The sequence below is a fragment of the Rhodococcus sp. MS16 genome (assembly GCF_013277795.1).
GTDB lineage: Bacteria > Actinomycetota > Actinomycetes > Mycobacteriales > Mycobacteriaceae > Rhodococcus_F > Rhodococcus_F globerula.
Map to the genome: position 1 here is coordinate 53,593 of NZ_VBTM01000009.1, position 21,058 is coordinate 74,650.

General features: G+C 61.4%; 23 protein-coding genes and 1 tRNA gene. 13 read left to right on the forward strand and 11 right to left on the reverse strand.

Annotated elements, in window-relative coordinates; genetic code table 11:
• Complete coding sequence (locus tag FEZ60_RS20440) at positions 1–351, reverse strand: DUF202 domain-containing protein (RefSeq protein WP_045066442.1); 351 nt, start codon at positions 349–351, stop codon at positions 1–3.
• 110 nt (positions 352–461) lie between these two features.
• Positions 462–1,145 carry a YceI family protein gene (locus FEZ60_RS20445; RefSeq protein WP_045066440.1) on the reverse strand — a complete coding sequence of 228 codons (684 nt, stop codon included), beginning with the start codon at positions 1,143–1,145 and terminating at the stop codon, positions 462–464.
• Between the two features lie 156 nt (positions 1,146–1,301).
• Between FEZ60_RS20445 and FEZ60_RS20450 the strand changes: the two genes are divergently transcribed.
• Positions 1,302–1,475: a hypothetical protein gene (locus tag FEZ60_RS20450; protein ID WP_165826333.1), complete on the forward strand. Its 174-nt coding sequence runs from the start codon at positions 1,302–1,304 to the stop codon at positions 1,473–1,475.
• Positions 1,476–1,481: 6 nt separating this feature from the next.
• Here FEZ60_RS20450 and FEZ60_RS20455 read toward each other — a convergent pair whose 3' ends face one another.
• The 4 genes from FEZ60_RS20455 to FEZ60_RS20470 form a co-directional block, all read right to left on the reverse strand.
• Positions 1,482–2,564: a porin PorA family protein gene (locus FEZ60_RS20455; protein WP_141485431.1), complete on the reverse strand. Its 1,083-nt coding sequence runs from the start codon at positions 2,562–2,564 to the stop codon at positions 1,482–1,484.
• 348 nt (positions 2,565–2,912) lie between these two features.
• Positions 2,913–3,623: a TetR/AcrR family transcriptional regulator gene (locus FEZ60_RS20460; protein WP_141485430.1), complete on the reverse strand. Its 711-nt coding sequence runs from the start codon at positions 3,621–3,623 to the stop codon at positions 2,913–2,915.
• A 75-nt stretch (positions 3,624–3,698) separates the two neighbouring features.
• Positions 3,699–4,613, reverse strand: a complete 915-nt coding sequence (locus FEZ60_RS20465; protein ID WP_045066436.1) for an SDR family NAD(P)-dependent oxidoreductase — start codon at positions 4,611–4,613, stop codon at positions 3,699–3,701.
• 60 nt (positions 4,614–4,673) lie between these two features.
• A complete protein-coding gene (locus FEZ60_RS20470; RefSeq protein ID WP_233364875.1) occupies positions 4,674–5,534 on the reverse strand; it encodes a MaoC family dehydratase in 861 nt (286 codons plus the stop codon).
• A gap of 398 nt (positions 5,535–5,932) precedes the next feature.
• On the opposite strand from FEZ60_RS20470, the gene FEZ60_RS20475 reads away from it, so the two are divergent.
• The 9 genes from FEZ60_RS20475 (at position 5,933) to FEZ60_RS20515 (ending at position 15,501) form a co-directional block, all read left to right on the forward strand.
• Positions 5,933–6,346, forward strand: a complete 414-nt coding sequence (locus FEZ60_RS20475) for a Zn-ribbon domain-containing OB-fold protein (RefSeq protein WP_033235097.1) — start codon at positions 5,933–5,935, stop codon at positions 6,344–6,346.
• Positions 6,343–7,515, forward strand: a complete 1,173-nt coding sequence (locus tag FEZ60_RS20480) for a thiolase (protein ID WP_033235098.1) — start codon at positions 6,343–6,345, stop codon at positions 7,513–7,515. Before FEZ60_RS20475 ends, FEZ60_RS20480 begins: the two co-directional genes overlap by 4 nt.
• Before the next feature lie 94 nt (positions 7,516–7,609).
• A complete protein-coding gene (locus FEZ60_RS20485) occupies positions 7,610–8,893 on the forward strand; it encodes a cytochrome P450 (RefSeq protein ID WP_045066434.1) in 1,284 nt (427 codons plus the stop codon).
• Between the two features lie 30 nt (positions 8,894–8,923).
• The gene (locus FEZ60_RS20490; protein ID WP_045066431.1) at positions 8,924–9,118 is read left to right on the forward strand and encodes a ferredoxin; all 195 of its coding nucleotides are present in this window, start codon (positions 8,924–8,926) and stop codon (positions 9,116–9,118) included.
• Complete coding sequence (locus tag FEZ60_RS20495) at positions 9,115–10,359, forward strand: FAD-dependent oxidoreductase (RefSeq protein ID WP_172936873.1); 1,245 nt, start codon at positions 9,115–9,117, stop codon at positions 10,357–10,359. Before FEZ60_RS20490 ends, FEZ60_RS20495 begins: the two co-directional genes overlap by 4 nt.
• Positions 10,356–11,459: an NAD(P)-dependent alcohol dehydrogenase gene (locus FEZ60_RS20500; RefSeq protein WP_172936874.1), complete on the forward strand. Its 1,104-nt coding sequence runs from the start codon at positions 10,356–10,358 to the stop codon at positions 11,457–11,459. Before FEZ60_RS20495 ends, FEZ60_RS20500 begins: the two co-directional genes overlap by 4 nt.
• Positions 11,460–11,477: 18 nt before the next feature.
• Positions 11,478–12,911: an aldehyde dehydrogenase family protein gene (locus FEZ60_RS20505; protein ID WP_045066426.1), complete on the forward strand. Its 1,434-nt coding sequence runs from the start codon at positions 11,478–11,480 to the stop codon at positions 12,909–12,911.
• A gap of 165 nt (positions 12,912–13,076) precedes the next feature.
• On the forward strand, positions 13,077–14,639 hold the full coding sequence (locus FEZ60_RS20510) for an AMP-binding protein (RefSeq protein WP_202026363.1): 1,563 nt from the start codon (positions 13,077–13,079) through the stop codon (positions 14,637–14,639).
• Positions 14,640–15,006: 367 nt separating this feature from the next.
• Positions 15,007–15,501, forward strand: a complete 495-nt coding sequence (locus FEZ60_RS20515; RefSeq protein WP_033235101.1) for a DUF1877 family protein — start codon at positions 15,007–15,009, stop codon at positions 15,499–15,501.
• A gap of 129 nt (positions 15,502–15,630) precedes the next feature.
• On the opposite strand, the gene FEZ60_RS20520 is transcribed toward FEZ60_RS20515, so the two are convergent.
• The 4 genes from FEZ60_RS20520 to FEZ60_RS20535 form a co-directional block, all read right to left on the reverse strand.
• A tRNA-Ser gene (locus tag FEZ60_RS20520) sits at positions 15,631–15,721 on the reverse strand.
• A 56-nt stretch (positions 15,722–15,777) separates the two neighbouring features.
• A complete protein-coding gene (locus FEZ60_RS20525) occupies positions 15,778–15,969 on the reverse strand; it encodes a CsbD family protein (RefSeq protein WP_033235102.1) in 192 nt (63 codons plus the stop codon).
• Positions 15,970–16,111: 142 nt separating this feature from the next.
• Positions 16,112–16,573 carry a nucleoside deaminase gene (locus FEZ60_RS20530; protein ID WP_033235103.1) on the reverse strand — a complete coding sequence of 154 codons (462 nt, stop codon included), beginning with the start codon at positions 16,571–16,573 and terminating at the stop codon, positions 16,112–16,114.
• Positions 16,574–17,113: a tRNA adenosine deaminase-associated protein gene (locus FEZ60_RS20535; RefSeq protein ID WP_033235104.1), complete on the reverse strand. Its 540-nt coding sequence runs from the start codon at positions 17,111–17,113 to the stop codon at positions 16,574–16,576.
• Positions 17,114–17,161: 48 nt separating this feature from the next.
• Here FEZ60_RS20535 and FEZ60_RS20540 point away from each other — a divergent pair, with 48 nt between their 5' ends.
• On the forward strand, positions 17,162–18,133 hold the full coding sequence (locus FEZ60_RS20540) for a prephenate dehydrogenase (RefSeq protein ID WP_045066853.1): 972 nt from the start codon (positions 17,162–17,164) through the stop codon (positions 18,131–18,133).
• A gap of 24 nt (positions 18,134–18,157) precedes the next feature.
• Here the strand turns inward: FEZ60_RS20540 and FEZ60_RS20545 are convergent, their stop codons facing one another.
• Positions 18,158–18,745 (reverse strand): putative glycolipid-binding domain-containing protein, encoded by a 588-nt coding sequence (locus FEZ60_RS20545; RefSeq protein WP_072782699.1) that lies wholly within the window; start codon positions 18,743–18,745, stop codon positions 18,158–18,160.
• A gap of 248 nt (positions 18,746–18,993) precedes the next feature.
• On the opposite strand from FEZ60_RS20545, the gene dcm reads away from it, so the two are divergent.
• Together dcm and FEZ60_RS20555 are read left to right on the forward strand one after the other, a co-directional pair.
• The gene (gene dcm, locus FEZ60_RS20550; RefSeq protein ID WP_172936952.1) at positions 18,994–20,139 is read left to right on the forward strand and encodes a DNA (cytosine-5-)-methyltransferase; all 1,146 of its coding nucleotides are present in this window, start codon (positions 18,994–18,996) and stop codon (positions 20,137–20,139) included.
• 30 nt (positions 20,140–20,169) lie between these two features.
• Positions 20,170–21,048, forward strand: a complete 879-nt coding sequence (locus tag FEZ60_RS20555; RefSeq protein WP_045066418.1) for a hypothetical protein — start codon at positions 20,170–20,172, stop codon at positions 21,046–21,048.
• Positions 21,049–21,058: the final 10 nt, after the last annotated feature.

The window sequence follows — 21,058 nt, forward strand, 5'->3', positions numbered from 1 at the left end:
CTAGTTCACAACCTCGACCACGAGGACGGTCGCACAGATCACCAGAACGATCCCTACTACCGGCGCCATGAGAGGCACCGGCAGTGAGCGTTCAGCTCGCAATGCCCGCTCCGCACTGATCCAGTGGACAAAAGATGTGATGGCAATCAGCGCTCCGCCAACAAGGAGGAGCGCCGCCAGACCGGAGCGAACGCTCTCGTTCAGGATGTCGCCGCCAAAAGCCTCCAGGCCGACGCCCGACGCGATGAACGCAGTCGCGGTGCGCACCCAGGCCAAATATGTCCGCTCGTTTGCGAGAGTGAACCGCGGATCCGGGTCTTCGCCTGAGCGGAACGGCTTCCACAATCGCATTAGTGGGACCGTCCGCCGAGACAACACTCGTACCTGAGGACGCGCCGCGAATTCAAGTTCATGTCCTTAATCTTCCCTGGCGGCGGAAACGCACCGCCATCCGGGCTTGATCAGGACTGGTCGAGCGATACCAGAAAGTCCACGCTGCCACTGCCGTCGACAGTTACGAACCCGAGGGACGGAGGCTGCACACCGAAGTCGGTCCACGTCACCGGAATGGAGCCGGACGCGATCAGCGTGTCACCGGAGTGCAGAACCGTCATGTCCACGGACACCGGCTTGGACTGGCCCTTGAGCGTCAACGTGCCAGGCACCGTCACCGTCGCAGTTGTCCCATCCGTCGGCACCGACGACAGATCCACCGGCGAGTCCATCGTGAACGTCGCCGTCGGATAGGTGCTGGTGTCCATCACGTTGCCCGTGAACTGGCTGTCACGCCGGTCGGAGTCGGTCTTGATACTCGCCACCTGCACGGTCACTTCGCCGGCCGTGAGCTTTTCACCGTCGACCGTCGCATTGCCACTCACCTCTCCTGTGGTGCCTACGACAGTCACACTCGATCCGTTGAGAATCTCGTGCACGGTGTACCCGGCTGCCGTCTGGTTGTCCCCTTGTCCCGCGACGACGGTCCACGCACCGTCAATCGACCCGGACGCCGCCTCGGCACCTTCCGTAGACACCACGGCTGCGGGAGCGTCATCTTCTGCGATGAACTTCCCGTACGCCCACGGCCCCACGAGTAGGGCGAGCACGACCACGACTACTGCTCCGCCGATCCACCACATCTTTTTCATGCGTTCGACGATAGTTGCAGCTTCAACGGATGTCAGGGGTTGCCAACTGTGGGAACTCTGTGAATGTGCTCCGTGACGACTGGGCACGAGAGGTCATCTGCGGCACTTGGTAATGATTTGGTAAAGTAGCACCACGCTTCGAAGGAGGTGTTCACAATGTCGGACCTGGCCCTCCTGAGCGACGACGAGTTGGACGAGCGTCGAATCGCCCTCAGTCAATCACTCACTGCCGCAGCCTATTTGATACCTACCCCGGCGCCGTCGTTCTTCGAGAAATTGAAGCAGGATATCGACGACGCCGCGGCAGAGTGGAATGCGCGACGCTCCTGAGGACGGTCAGCCGCGGGCGCGGACAAACTCCGCGTCCGGATTGCCGGTGCCCGAACCGGAGACCTCGAGGTGGTTGCCACCACCGCGACCGGGCTTGCGCCGAACGATCGCGACGACGAGAAGGAGCACCCCCACCAGCGCAGACACGAGCGGAACCCAGAATTCCGCTATCTTCAGCTGCCGTTCTCCCCGTGCAACCTTGTCGGCAACCTTCTGGATCGACGCGTCGGAGGTCTGGGCCCGGACCTGGGAGAGATCGAGAAGTGGCACCAACGCGCCTCCCGACGCGATATTGAGCACTGCGGTTTGGTTCTGGGCGATGCGGATGGGCGTACCGAAATGAGTGTCGACAGCGGCGTCGAGCATGTTCACCGAGGTGTACGTGAGGGGCACCGGGTCGGGCGCAGCCGCTAGTGCTTGTTCCACTGCAGCCGCCCGGTCAGGCGACAATGCGGAAATCAAGGTCCGCACTATCTCACGCGGCAGTGTGGAGCCATCCCCGCCCGGGACGAGAGCTGCGATTCCAGCCATGACCGGACCCAGAACCGCGGGGTCCACGATGGGAGCGGTTGCCGTGCCGGTGAATTCGTACACCTCGCGCCCCGCAAGCGTCGTTGTTCCGGTGTAGGTGACAGGTTGAGCAGTGCGTGTCACCTGGTCGTAGACGAGCGCGTCGTCGGTGGTGGGGTTCATCGGGAAGGACAGCGTGATTCCGCCGCGTTGGTCCTCGACCGACACTCCGTCCGGCGGGGCGGCTTGGGTGAAATCCTCGCGATTAACCGCAAAAGAGCGGACATCGGTGACGTCACCGCTCGGAAGATGGGTGACCACTGTGCACGTGACGAGCGCGGTATCTCCTACTACCCGATCAACTTTCAACGAGCGGTCAATGGTGATCGGCGTGCCCGCGTCAAGCCCGAAGGTCGTGGGGTCGATCTGGCGGAGTGTGCCCTCGAACAGTGCGCCCTCTTTGGTATCTGCGGGCAGCTTGGACATATTCGGCACAACAACGTACCTGATCACCGCCGCAGCAGTGATCAGCATCAAGCCGACGATAAAGAGCGCAATAGACGAACGGCGCAGGGCCATATGGTTTCTCCTCGGAAAGCGAGCGAATTGCTCAGCCGTGAGCGGTCGGTTGTCCGGTCACTCGACGACGGTTGGTGAACAGCTCATCGCAGGCACTGAATCCACCCGCGGATCGGACGCTGTCAATTGAAAACCGACTCAGCATCGAAATATGTTCTTGTGGAGGGTATTCCACACACGAGCGTGACACAAGACACATTTGAAGAATTGTTTCCGGGTTTGAAGTTCACTCGCAGAGACGATCCAGGCCTCGCGGAAGGCACAGGCATGGCAAGATTGCGGCCCCGACTTCGGAAAGTCGGGGCCGCAATCGCGCCTTATTCAGTTGTACAGACTGGTTTGTTCCGGTCAGCCGTTGTCTGCTGAATTATCTTTCGGGTCAGCGGAATCCGCGGCAAGCAAGCGCTTCGCCGCCAAGCGCAGGCGCCGTTTCACCTCGTGGGCTGACGTTTCCCCGTTCAGCCAACTGCCGACACTGGCGACCCACAGGGTTTCCACCATGCACAGCGCGCGTAACTGCATTGGGCTGCAGCGATGGTCGGGGCCCCACGCTTGAACTGCGGCAATAGAGGTGAAGGGGGTGGACCAGGGTGTTATGTCGGTGACTTCTGCAGAATGTCGGACTCGATCGGGGTCGAACTCGAGCACTGTATTGCCCGCGGCCAGCACGGAGTGTGCGAACCCCGGATCCTTGACCATCGCCACGAAGGCCCGGACAAACACTTCTCCGGCACGACCCTCCGCCGTCCGCTGTCTGGGCGGACGGCGGAGCACGTCCTCGGCCAGAGAGTCCAGTTCTGAACTGACGGCGGCCGTGATCAGCTCGTCTTTGGACGCATAGTACTTGTACAGCGTCGAAAGGGCGGTTTGGGCACGACGAGCGACCTCCCGCATCTGCACGGCTTCGTAGCCACCGGCGGATGCCAACTCACGGGCCGCTTTCACGACTCGCTCGACACGGAATGCCTTCGCCTCAGGTGTGCGGCCATTAACCTTCACTGCGGCCATCCGTGCTGTCCCCAATCGTGTACCGAAATCTGACACTGTCGCATCAGCCACCACGATATCGTCCCGGCCCCAACCCCAGTTCACACGCTCAGCGTCCGGTACTCGTTCTCGCCGAGTATGCGTTGGTCAGCTAGGAACCTGGCTCATGAACAAGGACGGGTGCAGGCCGTCTGCCAACGGTCGGAACTCCCCTTCGACCTTGGCGGCCAAGTCGTCGAGGTCCCATGGCCCGTCTGACGACACCGAGGCAATGACGTCGGGGTTGTTCCACAACTTCACCTCGAGGCCGGAGGCGCCGAGGGTGCGGCCCGACAGCCAATCGGAACCCGTACCGGCGAGGTACGTGACGATGGGCGCAATATTGTCCGGCGAGTCGTTGCCGGGGACTGCATCGAATCCCAGTTGCTTCTCGTCGGGGATGGTTTGTGTCAGTCGGGTGGCGGCACCCGGAGCGATAGCGTTGGCCGTCACGCCGTATCGCGCAAGGGCATTCGCAGTGGAGGCAGTCAAGCCGACAATGCCCATCTTGGCTGCCGCATAGTTCGGCTGACCCGGCGAACCCTGCAGTGCGGAATCGGAAGTGAAGTTGATGATGCGGAAGTGGCCGTCGGGATTCCGCAGCGAACGCCAGTAAGCTGCCGCCGGCTTGATGGTGCTGAAGTGGCCACGCAGATGCACGCGGATGACCGCATCCCAGTCTTCTTCCGGGAGGTTGAAGATCATCTTGTCACGCAGGATTCCCGCAACGTTGACAAGAATGTCCAGCTTGCCGTAGTTCTCCAGTGCGAGATCGACCAGCCGCTGACCGGTCGCGACGTCGGCGATGTCTCCGCCGTCTGCGACAGCGGCACCGCCACCGGCAACAATTTCAGCAGCGACGTCACGCGCCGGTCCCTGGTCCCCGCCCTGGCCGTCCGGTGACGAGCCGAGGTCGTTGATGACAAGCTTTGCGCCCTGTGCGGCGAACAACTTGCTGATCGACGCGCCGATGCCTCGTCCGCCGCCGGTAATGATCGCTACGCGACCTTCGAGTGAACCCATGAATCTTTCCTTTGTTAGTGCCTCGACGAACATCGCGGCGAATCGTTATGGAGTGGAGAGTCAGCGGATTGTGGCGGTGCCCATGTCGATGACGACGTCACCGAGATCGTCGACCGTCCGGAACCGAACGCCTTTACCGTCGTTCCAGATCGAGGTGGTAATCGACTGTCCGGGCAACACGGATTTGGTGAACCGCCCGGACATCCCGGTGAAGCGTTTCGGGTCCGAATCGGCCACAACATGCAGGAGGGCCCGGCCGGCGTAGCCATAGGTGCACATTCCGTGCAAGATGGGAATATTGAACCCGCCGCGGGCACTGAATGCCGGGTCCGAATGCAAGGGATTCCGGTCACCACTGAGTCGGTAGAGCAGCGCCTGGTCCGGTCGAGTCGTGTATGTGACAACGTGATCCGGTTTGCCCGTTGGCAATTCCCATGCGGTCGACGGCCCTCGCTCACCGCCGAACCCCCCGTAGCCTCGTAAGAACAACCCGGACTCGAGAGTTCCCACGATCTGGCCGACAGAGTCGCGGGCAACGGTCTCCGTCATGATCAAGGCACCGGAACCCTTGTCGTAGACGCCGGTGATCGTGCCAGTGGTTTCAACGCGGCCGTCGGTCGGAAGCGGGCCCGTCAGGCTGAGCGCTTGCGATGCATGCAACACCTTGGTGAAGTCCACATCGTCGGGTAGCAAGGAGTCGTCGCCCGACAAAGCCACATTGGCAAAGGTCGGGAGCACCATCTGCTTGATGCCCTCACTGTTCTCTGTGGTGAACTCCAGCTCGTCCAGCGGGTCAGGCTGACCGGCGCCGACACCCAGGGCATACAGCAGTGCGTCTTTCGACGTCCAACTCTTCCAGACAGGTTTGCCGGTGCGTCCGACGAGTGAGCTGTCGATCGGCATGTAGAACCTCGATTTCATCCAAGTGATATTCCGCAGGAGCGGACCGGGGTTACCGGACGGTAAGTGTGATTCGGATCGACGAGAACGCCGAAAACGTTGCCTTACAACGCTCTCCAACTAAAGAGAACACGTTACGTATGTGATTGGCAAGTCTCTCATCCAAGGAGGACAGTTCGATTTTTCGGATTTTCGACCAGGCCTTGACATAAGGGATGAACTGGATCACTCTGGTCGTGACAGAACGCGTTCCGTTTAGGCAAAACTAGCGGAACGTGTTCCTTTAAATGAAACGTAACGGTACGTATTTCTTTACGCGAACAGTAACGGCACATGTTCTTTTTGCAACGCTAACGGACTGAATTCCGTTGAATACCTTCATGAGTTGATCCCAGACCCATACGACGAAAGGACTGTCGATGACAGGGCCTGTACCGGTTCCGACCCCGGCCACCGCTCCCTATTGGGAGGGTGCGCAGCGGGAGGAACTCACGATTCAACGCTGCCAGTCATGCACACAGCACTACTTTTATCCACGACCTTTCTGCCCGCATTGCAACTCCGACGACGTGGTGTGGACCCCTGTCAGCGGCCGAGGCCGACTGGTGTCCTACGTAATCAACTACCGACCGATTCCCCCGTTCGATTCCGAGACCCCCATCGTCGTCGCACTGGTCGAACTCGACGAGGGACCACAATTGATGAGCAACGTGATCGGGGTGGATGCCGACCCCGGGAACCTCCCGCTCGACCTCGCGCTCGAAGTCACGTTCGTCGAACGTGGAGACACGAAGCTCCCCATGTTCACGCCGCTGCAGGAGTCCGCCAGATGACAACAAGCCATGTGACATCTATGCACAACGGAAACATCGTGATCGTCGGTGCGTCGGAGACGACGGAAATCGGTGTATTGCCAGGCATGTCCATCCTCGATCTCCATGCCAATGCCGCCCGCAACGCAATGGCCGACGCAGGCCTCACGCCGGCGGACATCGACGGCGTCGCTACCACCGGCCTGCTTCCGATGGAAGTCAGTCACCACCTGGGTATCACGCCTCATTGGCTGGACGGAACAGGCGTTGGTGGATGCAGTTTTATGCTTCATGTGCGTCACGCCGCGGCCGCCATTGCTTCCGGTGCCGCTGACGTCGTGCTCGTGACGCATGGCGAGTCCGGGCGGTCCCGCGTTGGCGCTCCACCATACTTGACGCCTTTGGATTCCATGACCGGTCAGTTCGAGGCCGTCTACGGCGCAAATATGCCGTACTCGACCTTTACAGTCCCGGCGCTGCGCTTTCTGCATGACCGCGGAATGACGCTTGAGCACCTGGCTGAGGTTGTTGTTGCACAGCGCAACTGGGCCCTCGACAATCCGCGAGCTTTCCGTCGCAAGCCGACGTCTGTGGATGAAGTGCTGTCCGGTCCACCGGTGGCCTACCCGTTTACCCGTGACATGTGCTGTGTGCTCACCGACGGTGGCGGCGCCGTGATCCTGACCAGTGCCGAACGGGCGGCAGACATGCCGGGATCCGATCGGCATGTGTACCTGCTCGGTTCCGGCGAATCTGCCGAAGGCCCACTGGTTTCGCAGATGCACGAGCCCGGATCGTTCCGTGCATTCCGTGATGCCGGCGCCGATGCCTTCGCCACCGCGGGAATCACCCGCGACGATGTCGACCACCTGATGGCATACGACGCCTTCGCCCACGTTCCGCTCTACATGCTCGAGGATCTCGGGTTTGTCGGTCACGGTGAATCGGGAGACTTTGTCGCCGAAGGACATACGTCCAAGGGAGGCCGACTTCCGATGAACACCAACGGCGGTGGAATGTCGTACACACACAGCGGGATGTACGGAATGTTCGCCATCCAGGAGGCGGTCCGTCAGCTACGCGGGGAGGCCTGCGAGCAGGTTCCCGAAGTCGAAATCAGCTTCGTCCAGGGAGTTGGATACTTCTTCGGCGCCGCCGGCAGTTTGGTTCTCTCGAATCGGCGTCCGTGAGGGAAATCTTCTGTCCCAGAACGCAACACCTGCGACGATCAGGAACCTCGTCGACCGAACAAATCACCGCCAGGAGCCACGGAAAGGTACCTGCATGACCACCTCACTTCCATTCACCGATCACCCGGTGACTGCCCCGAACATCGATGTCACAAGTGTCGAGTTCTGGGGTCGGACATTTGCCGAGCGGGACAAGACATTCGCCTGGCTGCGCGAGAATGCTCCGGTGAGCTGGCACAAGCCGATGGAACGCCCGCATTTCAAACCCGACGACAGCGAGAAAGGGTTCTGGGCACTCGTCAAAAGTGCCGATATCGCCTTCGTGAGCCAGAATCACGAAATCTTCAGCTCCGATCAGGACTCGGCGCGGGGTGTAATGTTCCCGCCAATTGACCGCGAAACAGTCGGTGCCCCAACCTTCCTCGTGATGGATCCGCCCTACCACACCCGATACCGCCAGGTAATCAGCTCGGCGTTCACTCCGAAGGCCGTCAAGCGTCTACGCGAGAAGATCGAAGAACGCGCCGAGCAGATCGTCGGCCGAGTCGTCGGTGCGGGCGAGTTCGACTTTGTCGAAGAAGTCGCGTCGAAGTTGCCGATGCTCACTGTCGCCGATCTTGTCGGCGTCCCCGAGAGTCTGGTCGAAGAGTTCGCCAAAGCGGGCGACAACTTCGTCAACGCAGGTGACCCGGACGAATGCCCAGCGGATCTGACACCGGCCGAGTACGCCATGCAGCAGATGGAAAGACTGTCGGAGATCGGCAATGACTTGGTCAATTTCCGTCGTGAGAATCCGGCCGACGACATCGCAACTGCGCTGGCAAACGCCGAGTTCGACGGCAAACCTCTCTCCGAGCTCGAAATCGCCTCAACGATGGTCCTGCTCAGCGTCGCCGGCAATGACACCACCAAACAGACCACCAGCCACACCGCCTTGTCACTGCACAAGAATCCGGACCAGAAGCGATGGCTGACGGAAGACTTCGACGGCCGCATCGCGCAGTCGATCGAGGAGTTCATTCGCCACGCTTCACCCGTCCAGAACTTCGCGCGCACGGCCACTCAGGACTTCGAACTGGGTGGAACTCAGCTCAAAAGGGGCGACAAGGTCGTCATGTTCTACGGCTCGGGAAACCGGGATGAGGACGTCTTCGAGGATCCCCATCGATTCGATTTGCAGCGCAGTTTCACTAACAACCATGTTTCCTTCGGCGGCGGCGGGGTCCACTACTGCCTCGGCCACATGGTCGCCAAAGCCCAACTGCGGGCACTGTACTCACAAATCCTCACCAAACTTCCTGCTATGGAGGTCGGCGAGCCGGTGTACCTCTTCAGCGACTTCATCAACGGGATCAAGCACCTCCCGGTACGCGTATAACAAACTCCAGCAAAGAACAGGAACGACGCTATGAAAATCAATGTTGATCGCGGGCGGTGCACAGGAATCGGAATCTGCGAATCGGTAGCCGAGGACTACTTCGAGGTGGCGGACGACGGTTCACTGATTCTCCACAAGGAGTTGGTCGATGCCGGTGACGAGAACCTCGCCCGGGAGGCTGTTCGTGCATGTCCGGCCAAAGCCCTGACACTCGACGAGACATGATCGTGAACGCAACAGATATCGAACATGGAGCCGGACTGGTTGTCGTCGGGGCGTCACTGGCCGGTCTGCGGGCTGCGGAGTCCGCCCGTCAAGCGGGGTTCGCGGGACCGATCACGCTGGTCGGCGACGAGTTCCATCTTCCCTACGACCGGCCTCCCCTGAGCAAGCAGTTCCTGAAAGACGGCGCCGCGCCCGACTATCACACTTCGGCCGAGGAGCTCGCCGCCCTCGATGTGAAGCTTCGCCTCGGGGCGCCGGCGACGGGACTGGACCCCGCATCGCACCGCGTGCGTGTTGGTGACAACGACTGGCTTCCGTACCAGAAGTTGATCATTGCGACAGGTGCGTCACCACGCTCTCTTCCTGACATGCCGGATCTGGAGGGCGTTGTCGGGCTTCGCACTCTCGATGACGCACTCGCCCTTCGTGAAAGACTCCGCCCTGGAATCAAACTCGTGATAGTTGGCGCCGGATTCATCGGATCCGAGCTCGCCTCGTCCGCCCGAGATCGCGGCGCAGACGTGACGATCGTCGAGGCCGCCCCCATTCCACTCGTCCGTGCAGTCGGCGAGACCGTTGGCCAGGCGCTCGCAAAGCTTCACGAACGCAACGGAATTCCACTCCTGTGCAATGTTCAGGTCGAGGGGCTGATCGGCACCACTCACGTCGAGGCGGTCCGGCTGAGTACCGGCACTTCATTGCCGGCTGAGCTTGTTGTCGTCGGTGTGGGAGCGTCTCCCGCGACGGGGTGGCTGGCAGATTCGGGTATCGAACTGCACCCGGTGGATGGTGGAGTGATGGCAAACGAGTTCCTTCAGACCTCGCTTGAAGACGTCTATGCGGCGGGCGATGTCGTCCACTGGCCCAACCCTGCATTCGACGGACTGTCGGTGCGGCTCGAGAACTGGACCAATGCTGCCGATCAGGCGCACCAGGCTGCCATCAATGCCGTTGCGCCGGAAGATGCCAAGCCGTACGAGACCGTCCCCTATTTCTGGAGCGACTGGTATCAGAGCCGCATCCAGTTCGTCGGCACGGCAGTCGCCGATGAAGTGGTCTTTGCCTCCGGTGATCCTGACACTGACAAATTTGTGGCGCTGTACCGCTCGGGCGATCGACTGGTCGGCGCTGCCACCTTGAACGAACAACGCAAGATCATGAAGCTGCGTCGCATTATCGCAGGTAAAGGCGTCTGGGCAGATGCGCTCGAGCTCGTTAATCCCACGGAGAAGAAATCATGACCACTACCGCAATAGCCGCCGTTCTGCGTGACAGCGAGGGCAAGTTCGAACTCGAGGAAGTGGAGCTCGGGCCGCTGGAGTCGGACGAACTTCTCGTCAAGGTGGTCGGCGCCGGGTTGTGCCACACCGACCTTCTGCTACGGGATCCCAATTTCCTGGCGCAGACCGGGCCGATCATTCTCGGCCACGAAGGTTCCGGCATCGTCGAAGCGGTCGGCAGCGCGGTCAGAGGCGTCGAAGTCGGCGACCACGTGCTGATGAGTTTCGAATCCTGCGGTCGCTGCCGCAACTGCCTTGCCGGAAGCCCTTCCTACTGCGACGAATTCATGTCTCGAAACCTCACGGGGCGCCGCGCGGATCTCAGTACCGGTGCGCTCGATCGGAATGGCAACCCGGTGGCGAACCGGTGGTTCGGGCAGTCGTCCTTTGCCACGCACGCCATTGCAACCGAACGCAATGTGGTCGTGGTCGACAAAGCGCTGCCGCTCGAGCTTCTCGGTCCTCTCGGCTGCGGCTTGCAGACGGGCGCTGGTTCGGTTCTCAACGAAATGAAACTGGCTGCTGGACAAAGTATTGCAGTGTTCGGAGCCGGTGGTGTCGGACTTGCGGCAGTGATGGCAGCCAAGGCTGCAGGTGCCCGTGACATCGTCGTGGTCGACCTGGTCGACTCTCGGCTCGAAACGGCTGTAGAAGTTGGTGCTACCCGAACGGTGCGCGGCGATGCACCGGATCTCGTCGAGGCAATCAAGAACGGCGGGCGTGGACTTGACTTCTCCTTCGAAACGACCGCAGTGACCTCTGTCATCACAACGGCTGTCAGCATCCTCGACACCCCGGGTAAGGCGGTGTTGGTGGGCGGCGGTTCCGGAAAGCTCGACATCGACCCAGTTCTGTTGGCAGGCAAGTCAGTGACGTATGTGCTGGAAGGGAGTTCGGTCCCGCAGGTCTTTCTCCCGCAGCTGGTGGATCTGTGGCAACGCGGTTGGTTCCCCTTCGACAAGCTCGTCCAGACCTACACGCTCGATCAGATCAACCAGGCCGTGGAGGATTCGCTCTCCGGCAAGGCAATCAAGCCGGTGCTGACGCCGGCGCACCACTGACCACGAAATGGATCGAGAATGACCTCAACGGATTCGCTATTCTTTTCTGCCGCAGCAACATCGAACGGACGCGATCTCCCTACCACGGGTAGCTTCGGGGTGATCAATCCCGCGACGGGTGAGGTATTCGCACAGGCACCGTCCGTCACGCCGGATCAGCTCGACGGTGTGTTCGCCGCGGCTCTGACCGCGTACGAATCTTGGCGGTTCGACGACGAATTTCGGCGTGACTCATTGCGCCGAGCCGCAGACGTCATCGAGAGCCGGATCGGCGAACTGGCCCCGATCCTGACGATGGAGCAGGGCAAGCCGCTCACCGATGCCGCAATGGAATTCGGCGTCGCGGCGATGTGGCTGCGCTACTACGCCGATCTCGACATCCCTCGGGAAATCATCCGAGACGATGCCGAGGGCTTCGAGGAGGTCACCCGTCGACCGATGGGGGTCGTCAGTGCCATAACCCCGTGGAACTTTCCGATCGCGCTTGCGATGTGGAAGATCGCGCCGGCACTGCGCGCGGGCAACACTATCGTCGTCAAGCCCTCTCCGTACACACCGCTGGCAACGCTTGCGCTCGCCAACGTCCTTCGTGGCACCTTCCCTGACGGTGTACTCAACGTGGTCACCGGGCCGGATCCGCTTGGCGCAACTATGGTTTCGCACCCAGTTCCGCGCAAAGTCAGCTTCACCGGTTCGACCTCGGTCGGGCGAAAGGTCGCTCTCGGGGCTGCAGACGGCCTCAAGCGCATCACTCTGGAACTCGGCGGAAACGATCCCGCCGTCATTCTCGGAGACGTGGACGTCGAGAAGATCGCACCCAGCCTGTTCCAAAGTGCATTCAACAACAACGGGCAGATCTGTCTGGCCGTCAAGCGCGTGTACGCACACGAAAGTATTCAGCCTCAACTGGTCGAGGCCCTCAGTGAAATTGCCAAATCCGTCAAGGTCGACGAGGGCACTGTCGACGGAACGGTGCTCGGGCCCATCAACAACAAGCCGCAATTCGATCTGGTCAAGAGCTTGGTTGCGGATGCGTTGAACAACGGTGCGAGGGCCGCCGCCGGCGGTGGACCAATCGACCGCAAGGGTTACTTTCATCAGCCGACCATCCTCGACCAGGTCGACGACGGTATGCGCATCGTCGACGAAGAGCAGTTCGGTCCGGCGCTTCCCATCGTCTCGTTCCGAGACGAGGCCGACGTCATCGTCCGCGCCAACCGCGGAGAGTACGGACTTACCGCGTCCGTGTGGTCGGGCGACGCCGAACATGCCGCAAGGCTCGCTCCGCAGATCGACGCCGGTCAGGTCTCGATCAACGGGCATGGCAGCGGTGTTCTACCGCATCTCCCGTTCGGCGGTCACAAGTCCAGTGGCATCGGAGTCGAAAATGGCCCTTGGGGTCTACACAGTTTCACCGAACTGCAGGTGATCACGGGGCCGTCGCGCCACTAGCCGCTATGCGGTCGACCTTTGGCAACCAATGTCCACAGAGTGCTGGACATTGGTTGCCATCGGATTTCCAGTGGTACTTGGAATGCGTGGGCGAACGCACACGTCCGAAAAAATTACGAACACTTCGCAATAGTCACCGATATCCCTCCAGGAAAGAGGACATTCATGTCTACCGTGGTCAACAGCGAGCGCGAGGATCGCCAACAGCCGACGGGCATAGCAATGCCCGGCGCCTGGCTTCTGGGCCAACGTGATCCCAGTCGGCCCGCGATCGTTATGGAAGGCAAGACAACAACTTTCGGTGAGCTTGTCAGTAAGGCCAACCAGCTCAGCAACAAGTTCGCCGATCTGGGGTTGACCAGAGGCGATGTCGTCGCGGGTCTACTGTTGAACGGTACCGAGTTCTACGAAATTACTCTGGCATGCACGCAAAGTGGTTTGTATTTCGTTCCGATCAATACTCATCTGGCGGGACCTGAAGTCGAGTACATCGTGCGCGATTGCGACGCGTCCGTCCTTATTGTTCACGCAGAGCTCGCCGACAAGGTTGTCGGCCGGATAGAGGACGCAGTTCCGCACCGCGTGGTTATCGGTGGCGCGCCGGCCGACTGGTCCAGCTACGAAGCCTTTACCCTCTTCGCCGACGAAACTCCCGCCACCCGCTCGCTGGGCTCGGCGATGATGTACACCTCCGGCACAACTGGCCGACCGAAGGGCGTCCGCCGCCCGATGATCGATGCAACGCCCGAGAGCCCGCTCCAGGCGACCGGTCCGTTCTTCGAGCACGTGGGAATACCCCATGGGCCTGGACGGCATTTGGTGTGCTCGCCCGTGTATCACGCTGCGCCGGGCGGTGTTTCACTTTCTCTGTTGCATGCTGGGCACACGCTGTACGTCTTGCCTGGCTTCGATGCAGAAACGGTGCTTCGAACGATCAGCGACAAAGCCATTACTTCCTCCCATATGGTTCCCACGCATTTTCAGCGGCTTCTCGATTTACCGGCAGGCGTTCGTAACAGCTGTGATATCTCGAGTGTCGATGTTCTTTTTCATGCCGGGGCTCCGTGTCCTCCGGCAACCAAGCGCGCCATGATCGATTGGTTCGGTCCGGTTCTGGTTGAATATCTCGGCTCCACCGAGGGGCTCGTGTGCGTGTGCTCCACCGCCGAGTGGCTCGAACATCCGGGCACCGTCGGGCGACCGGACCCGAGCGCCGTAGTGCTCCGAGGGCTGGACGGAGAGCAGGCTCCCCCCGGTGAAGAGGGCACTATCTATTTCAAGACCAGCCCATTCGAATACTTGGGAGATCCGGAGAAGACCGCTGCTGCGCAGTGGGGCGAATTCACTACGTCGGGAGATGTCGGACGCTTCGACGACGACGGCTACCTGTACATATTGGATCGGCGCGCAGACCTGATTCTCTCCGGCGGCGTGAACGTGTATCCAGCGGAAGTCGAGGGCGCACTGCTCGAACATCCAGACGTTGCCGACGTCGGAGTCATCGGCGTCTCCGACCCGGAGTGGGGCCAACGAGTGGTGGCGATCGTCCAATTGGCGTCCGGATTCAACGACGACGAAGACCTCCGCGCAAAGCTGGACCAACACGTACGTGAGCAGATCGCCGGCTTCAAGCGACCGCGCGAGTACATCTTTGTCGTGGACTTTCCGCGATCGGCCGCGGGCAAGGTGTCGCGCCAAAAACTGCGGGAACTTGCCAACGGTCAGTAGTGACACCCCATGCGTCGGGGCGACCCATCCGCCCGACATAGCTAATAGTCCCCTCACGTTGGCACGTCGACGCAATCTGCGCCGCCTCGTGGACCTTGCAGAATCCACGGAAGATCCTGCTTCCTGCCACGGCTCCCAGGATCGCCTGTGGTGATCGCATTCGCGGGCTCCTGGTTGGTCAGTGACCTCGGTAATCACTGACCAACCAGGAGCCCATGAGTCGTTCTACGCCGCAGCACCGTAATCCGCCTCTCCCGAAGCGAGAATCACGGGCGCTGGCTGCTCAGGCGCCTCAGGGGAGCTTTTGGCGGTGGCGGAGGGATTTGAACCCGAGTTGACCACCAGGGGCAGCCGTTAGCATCACGCCATGGAACTTGGGGTACATTTCGCGCTTTCAGACCACGTGGCAACGGAACTTCTCGACGCACGTGGCGACGACGACAGACTCGATGCGTTGGTCGAGGACATCGAGGAGACAGGGCGCTCCGAGTTCTCATGCGACACGGACAAGGCGTGGGACCCGATCCTGTGCTCCCTCTCCGATGGCGGGTACCAGCGCGCGCCCGAAAACTGGCCGGCATGTGGCGTGATCTTGGGGGACGAGGACCTCAACACGAACACCGACGACCAACTGATTACCTATATGACGCCCAATCGGGTCGCCGAAGTCGCCTCGTACCTGGCGGAAATCACCGAATTCGAGTTCGGCGCAGGCTATGACGCGATGCCGCTCGACGACCGCAACCCGGAGTACGGCGTGGACGAGCGCACGTACGCCTGGGGTTGGCTGCAGGAAGTGGTGGACTTTTTCCAGCGCGCGGCCCGCGACGATCGGCACGTGGTGTTCACCGTGCGGTTCTGACTGCCCACCACTGTCAGCAGGCGGGTCTCGATCGTCCTACTCGTTGTGTCGAGCGACTCTCAACGCAGCTGCAGCACCGGCAAGAAACACAAAAAAGCTCCCCACCTGCGTGAACAGGTGGGGAGCTTTTGGCGGTGGCGGAGGGATTTGAACCCTCGGACGGGGGTTACCCGTCACACGCTTTCGAGGCGTGCTCCTTAGGCCGCTCGGACACGCCACCGTTGGTGACTTTACCGGATGGTGTGCCCGAGACCGAAATCGCCTGGTGGCGGATCGTTAGGTCAGCTTGTCCTTGACGCTGGAAGCAGCATCCTTGACCTTCTCACCAGCGTCTTTGACCGCCGATTTCACCTGGTCGCCTTTGCCTTCGTTTTCGAGGTCTTTGTTGCCGGTGACACTGCCAGTAGCTTCCTTGGCCTTGCCGCCGAGATCTTCTGCCTTGTTCTGAGCTTTGTCTGCGATTCCCACGAGTACTCCCTTGAGTGAACGCGAAACAAATCACCTTCCGGCAATTCGCAGATACCGTGACGGCATCTGTCCTCCACCATGCCTGCGTCTGCCGGTTACTGCCACCCCGATGTGGAATCCGTCTCGCTCGGGAATAGCGGAATCAGCCCCGCTGCTCGCGGAAGAAATCCTCCAAAAGCCCAGCACATTCGTCTTCGAGCACCCCACCGCGCACCTGCGGACGGTAGGTCAATCTTCTGTCCCGAACGACATCCCACAGCGATCCGACGGCACCGGTCTTGGGCTCCCAGGCCCCGAAAACGACCCTCGAGACGCGGGCGAGAACCAACGCTCCGGCGCACATCGTGCACGGCTCGAGAGTGACGGCGAGCGTCGCACCTTCCAGACGCCAACCGTCGCCGTAGATTTTCGCCGCTGCACGCAACGCAAGAATCTCGGCGTGAGCCGTGGGATCGGACGACGCTTCCCGCGCATTGGCCGCACGGGCAACCTCGACGCCGTCCGCGTCGAAGACAACCGCACCAACGGGAACGTCGGAGACCGATGCACTGCGCGCGGCACTGATGGCCGCACGGATCATGCGCTGATCGTCAGCGAGTGACATCTACCGCGGGAGCTTGTCGAGCACGGCAGAGAATTCGGATTCGAATCCGAGTCGCTGCGCGATCATCGCCAACTGCTCGTCGGGGTACAGATCGGTGTCGGCAGTGATCACCGAGAGAACGGGTTCCGGTAGCCCCAGATCAGCCAGGACCGACAGATCTCCCTCTTCCCAGGGCTCGACATTGTCGAGGTCATCTGGATCGATGTCGGGGATTTCAACGTTCAGCGCGTCGAGGACGTCCGCTGCGATGTCGTAGTCGATCGCGGCGGTCGCGTCGGAAATCAGCAGATGCGTTCCCGTCGGCGCAGGCCGCAAGATGATGAAGAACTCTTCGTCGACGTCGATTAGGCCGAAAACGGCACCCGAGCTACGAAGCTCGCGGAGTTCGGTTTCGGCGCTCGACAACGACGTCAAAGCCGCAGAGGTCAAAGCCTTGACCGTCCACTTGCCTTCGTCACGTACCACTGCCACGCCGAAGCCTTCGAACTCCTCCGACTGGTTCGAGGAGGCGCTCTTGTTACTCGCGCGCTGTGCACCCATGGCGCAACGGTAGCCCGGCTAGTGCCCGTGAGTGAAGTCCGCGCCCGGATATGCCAACCTGAACGGGTGTCTGCGACCGATTCTGCCCCTCCCGTCTGCGTCCTCGGCCTCGGTTTGATCGGCGGTTCGCTGTTGCGCGCCGCTGCCCGCGCCGGTCGCGAGGTGTGGGGTTACAACCGTTCGAGCGAGTCGGCCGACGCAGCGCGCGCCGACGGTTTCGAAGCCAACACCGATCTTGCTGCCACTCTTCGGAAAGCTCAGGAGACCGGCGCAATCATCGTGATCGCCGTGCCCATGCCGGCCGTCGACGCCACTCTCGAAGCCATTGCCGCACATGCCCCGAACAATCCGGTCACCGACGTCGTGAGCGTGAAGGGCGAGGTGAAGGCAGCCGTCGAGCGTCGTGGCCTGAGTGCCCGCTTTGTCGGTGGCCATCCCATGACCGGAACCTCCGCGTCTGGCTGGGCCGTTGGCGATGCAGACCTGTTCATCGACGCCGTGTGGGTCGTGGCCACCGACGACGGCGTCGACGCAGATGTGTGGACGCAGGTCGCGGACCTCGCTCTGGACTGCGGTTCCGTCGTCGTTCCGGCCGAATCTCTCGAACATGACCGGGCTGTGGCCCGGATTTCGCATCTGCCGCACCTGCTCGCCGAATCGTTGGCGATCACCGGCGCCGCCGGTGGTGAACTCGCGCTCGGGTTGGCCGCCGGATCGTTCCGCGACGGCACCCGCGTGGCCGGCAGTGCGCCGGGACTGGTGCGGGCAATGTGCGAGGGCAACCGCGATGCACTGCTGGTCGCATTGGACGAGGCTCTCGCTCTACTGCAGAGGGCGCGAAGCGAACTGCACGCGCACGGTTCGACAGCGGAACTCGTCGATGCCGGGTTCGCCGCGCGAGGAGCCTACGAATCGCATGAGCGTTGGGACATCACCGATGTGCGCGTCGGAGAATCCGACTGGATCAACCGGATGCGCGACGCCGGCCGCCGCGGCGGCGTGATCCAGCGACGCAGGTAGGTTCCCGCTGTTGGATCCCGACTGTCAGATCCGGCCGGCCAGTCCTGGGTAATCGAGGATGAATCCTTCGTGGTCGACGGTCACCGTTGCACTCGATACGGGTGACATCACGCTGATGCCGTCGGTACCGCTGCTGTACGTGATGGTTGCGGCTTCGACCCGCAGATCCAGCAGGTTGACGTACACAACCGGAACCTCGACATCTTGGGTGTCGTTCTGCAGCCCGAAACGCCTGATGGGAAGGGTGTTGAAGAACGGGCTGAGGATCACGTCGACGTCGAGCGCGCCGGAGAAGGACGAGCGCTGGTGGTTGGCGCCGTTCTCCACCATCCAGGTTCCCTCTTCGTCTCGGCTGATCGACATCTGACGCTCACCCGCAGCGAGGGCGGTACGCACCGACAACCTGCGCGTGATACCGGCCTCGTCTGTGACCAGGTCATATGAGGCGCTGAATGCGGGATGTTCGCTACACGCGCCACCGATGATCCGGCCTGACGCCTTGATGCGATTTCCGCTCAACTGCACGCGTACCGACTCCATGCGAGGAGCGTTGTGCGCCTGCCAGGTCAATACCGCAGGCCAGGATGCGCTATCGGAAGGTTGGATGCTCACCCGACCACGGTAATGGACGATGCCCTCGAGAGCACTGCTGGCTGGTGATTATTACTGCGATCAAGGACCTTTTCCGCGGCGTCGGTGACCTGCGACTGTGTGTGTAAGGCGATTCACAGCCCGATACGGCCGCCGATACGTGCGGAATGCCGGTGCGCGAAAAGTTGTGGCAAAAGCTGTCGGACTTCTCGAGTAACGTGCTTACAAGTCGGTTCGTGAGGAAGGGTGCTGTGACGTCGTCGCAAAGCATGGTGGGGTTGTTTGCCGGTATCGGTGGGCTTGAGTTGGGTCTGTCGGAGCACGGGTGGAACACCGAACTGCTGTGTGAAATCGACCCGGGCGCCCAGGCAGTTCTCCGTTCCCGGTTCTCGGACGTCCCTTTGCACGGCGACGTCACGAAACTGCGCGCGCTCCCGGCCGATATCGACTTGGTTGCTGCCGGTTTCCCCTGCCAGGACCTCTCGCAGGCCGGTAAGACTGCGGGCATTACCGGCGCCCGCTCGGGCCTCGTCGACGAAGTATTTCGACTGGTCAAGCGCAAAAAGGGTCCACGGTGGCTGGTCATCGAAAACGTGCCATTCATGCTGCAGCTAGGCAAGGGCGCAGCCATGCGGCACATCACCGACGCTCTCGAAGACCTCGGTTACACGTGGGCGTACCGCGTTGTCGACGCCCGGGCATTCGGCCTCCCTCAGCGCCGCCAGCGCGTCATCATGCTGGCATCGCGCACCGAAGATCCCCGCGAAATCCTCTTCGGACAAGACGCCGGTGAGCGACTCGGCGGCGACCCTGCCGATTTCCCGTGCGGCTTCTACTGGACCGAGGGCACCCGCGGACTCGGTTGGGCCGTCAACGCCGTACCGACGCTCAAGGGCGGTTCTTCCGTCGGAATCCCCAGCCAGCCGGCCGTCCGCTTACCTTCGGGTGAGATCGTCACGCCAGGCCTGGTCGACGCCGAACGTCTACAGGGTTTTGATCCCGACTGGACACTGCCGGCCGTCGACGTTCCCGGCCTACGCCACAGCCATCGCTGGAAGCTCGTCGGAAATGCCGTGAGCGTGCGAATGGCGTCGTGGGTGGGTAGCCGTCTGGTCGATCCCATCGAATACGACGCGGAGTACGAGACACCCCTCGAACCTGGCGACGCCTGGCCGAGTGCCGCGTGGGGCCGTAACCGCCAAGCGTTCCGCGTCCACACCTCGACGTGGCCCGTTCAACACGACTACGAGGATCTGAGCGGATTCCTCGAAGACACTCGGTTGCTGTCCGCTCGGGCTACTGCGGGCTTCCTCAAACGCGCACGGATGGGCAACCTTCGCTTCATTCCCGGATTCATCGAGGACGTAGAAAGCCATCTCGAGCGGATGGGCGGATATCCCGAGGCAGTGGCATGAACGGGGCAGTGGCATGAGCGGGGCAGTGACATGAGCGAGGGTTCACTGTTTCCCGAGCCGGAGACCCTGTTTCCGGAAACGCTGTTTCCGGAACCCCAGCACGAACCACTGTGGGACGCATTGCGACTCGCGGGCGACAAACCTGCGGCAGACGCCGACCGCGGCGAGAAGAAGAACTACGCGCAGCGGCTTTCCAATCAACTCGCCCAGACGGTTGCCGACGCCTTGCGCCCGCTGTACCCCAACATCACCCCCACTGCGACGGGCGAAGGCCAGGAAGCGACGGTAGATGTCGCGAAGGGCCGAAAGCGCTTGGATGTCAAGGCACTCGACCCCACACTCGGCTTGATCCTGTGCGTGTCGATCAAGACGTACAACTTCCAGGACTACAGCCCCCGCAGCGGAAAGCTCGGCCGCTGGACCAAGAACATCGTCCGCAATGATCACGAATTGCGTGGCGAGGCAATGGTTCTGCATCAGCGACAGCCCTACAGCGTTCTGGTAGCCGTCATGTTCGAGCCGTACGCCACGTGCGACGACGGCGACCCCACCAAGACCAGCGACACCGGCAAATCCTCGTTCGCCCACCACGTCACGACGCTGTCGAAGCGTTCCGGCCGCGGCAAACGTGCGGTTGTCGGCGTTCCGGGTAAGGCGTGGGTTGATCTGGGCGCCGAGGACACGCGCTACGACCTCTTCGAAAAAGTGTTCATCGGATTGTACGAAACCGATGGCGGCGTACGCTTTTTCGACGTCGACGAGCCGCCTCCCCGCAACGGCCGTCCCACCGAGAGTCAAACACTCTCGTTTGACGATTTTGTCACCATCGTGCACGGTGAAGTGGAGCGTCGCAACAGGTTTGCCCCCACCTGGTCAGACCCGGACGACGGCGACGACTCCGACAGCTGAACCCCACGAA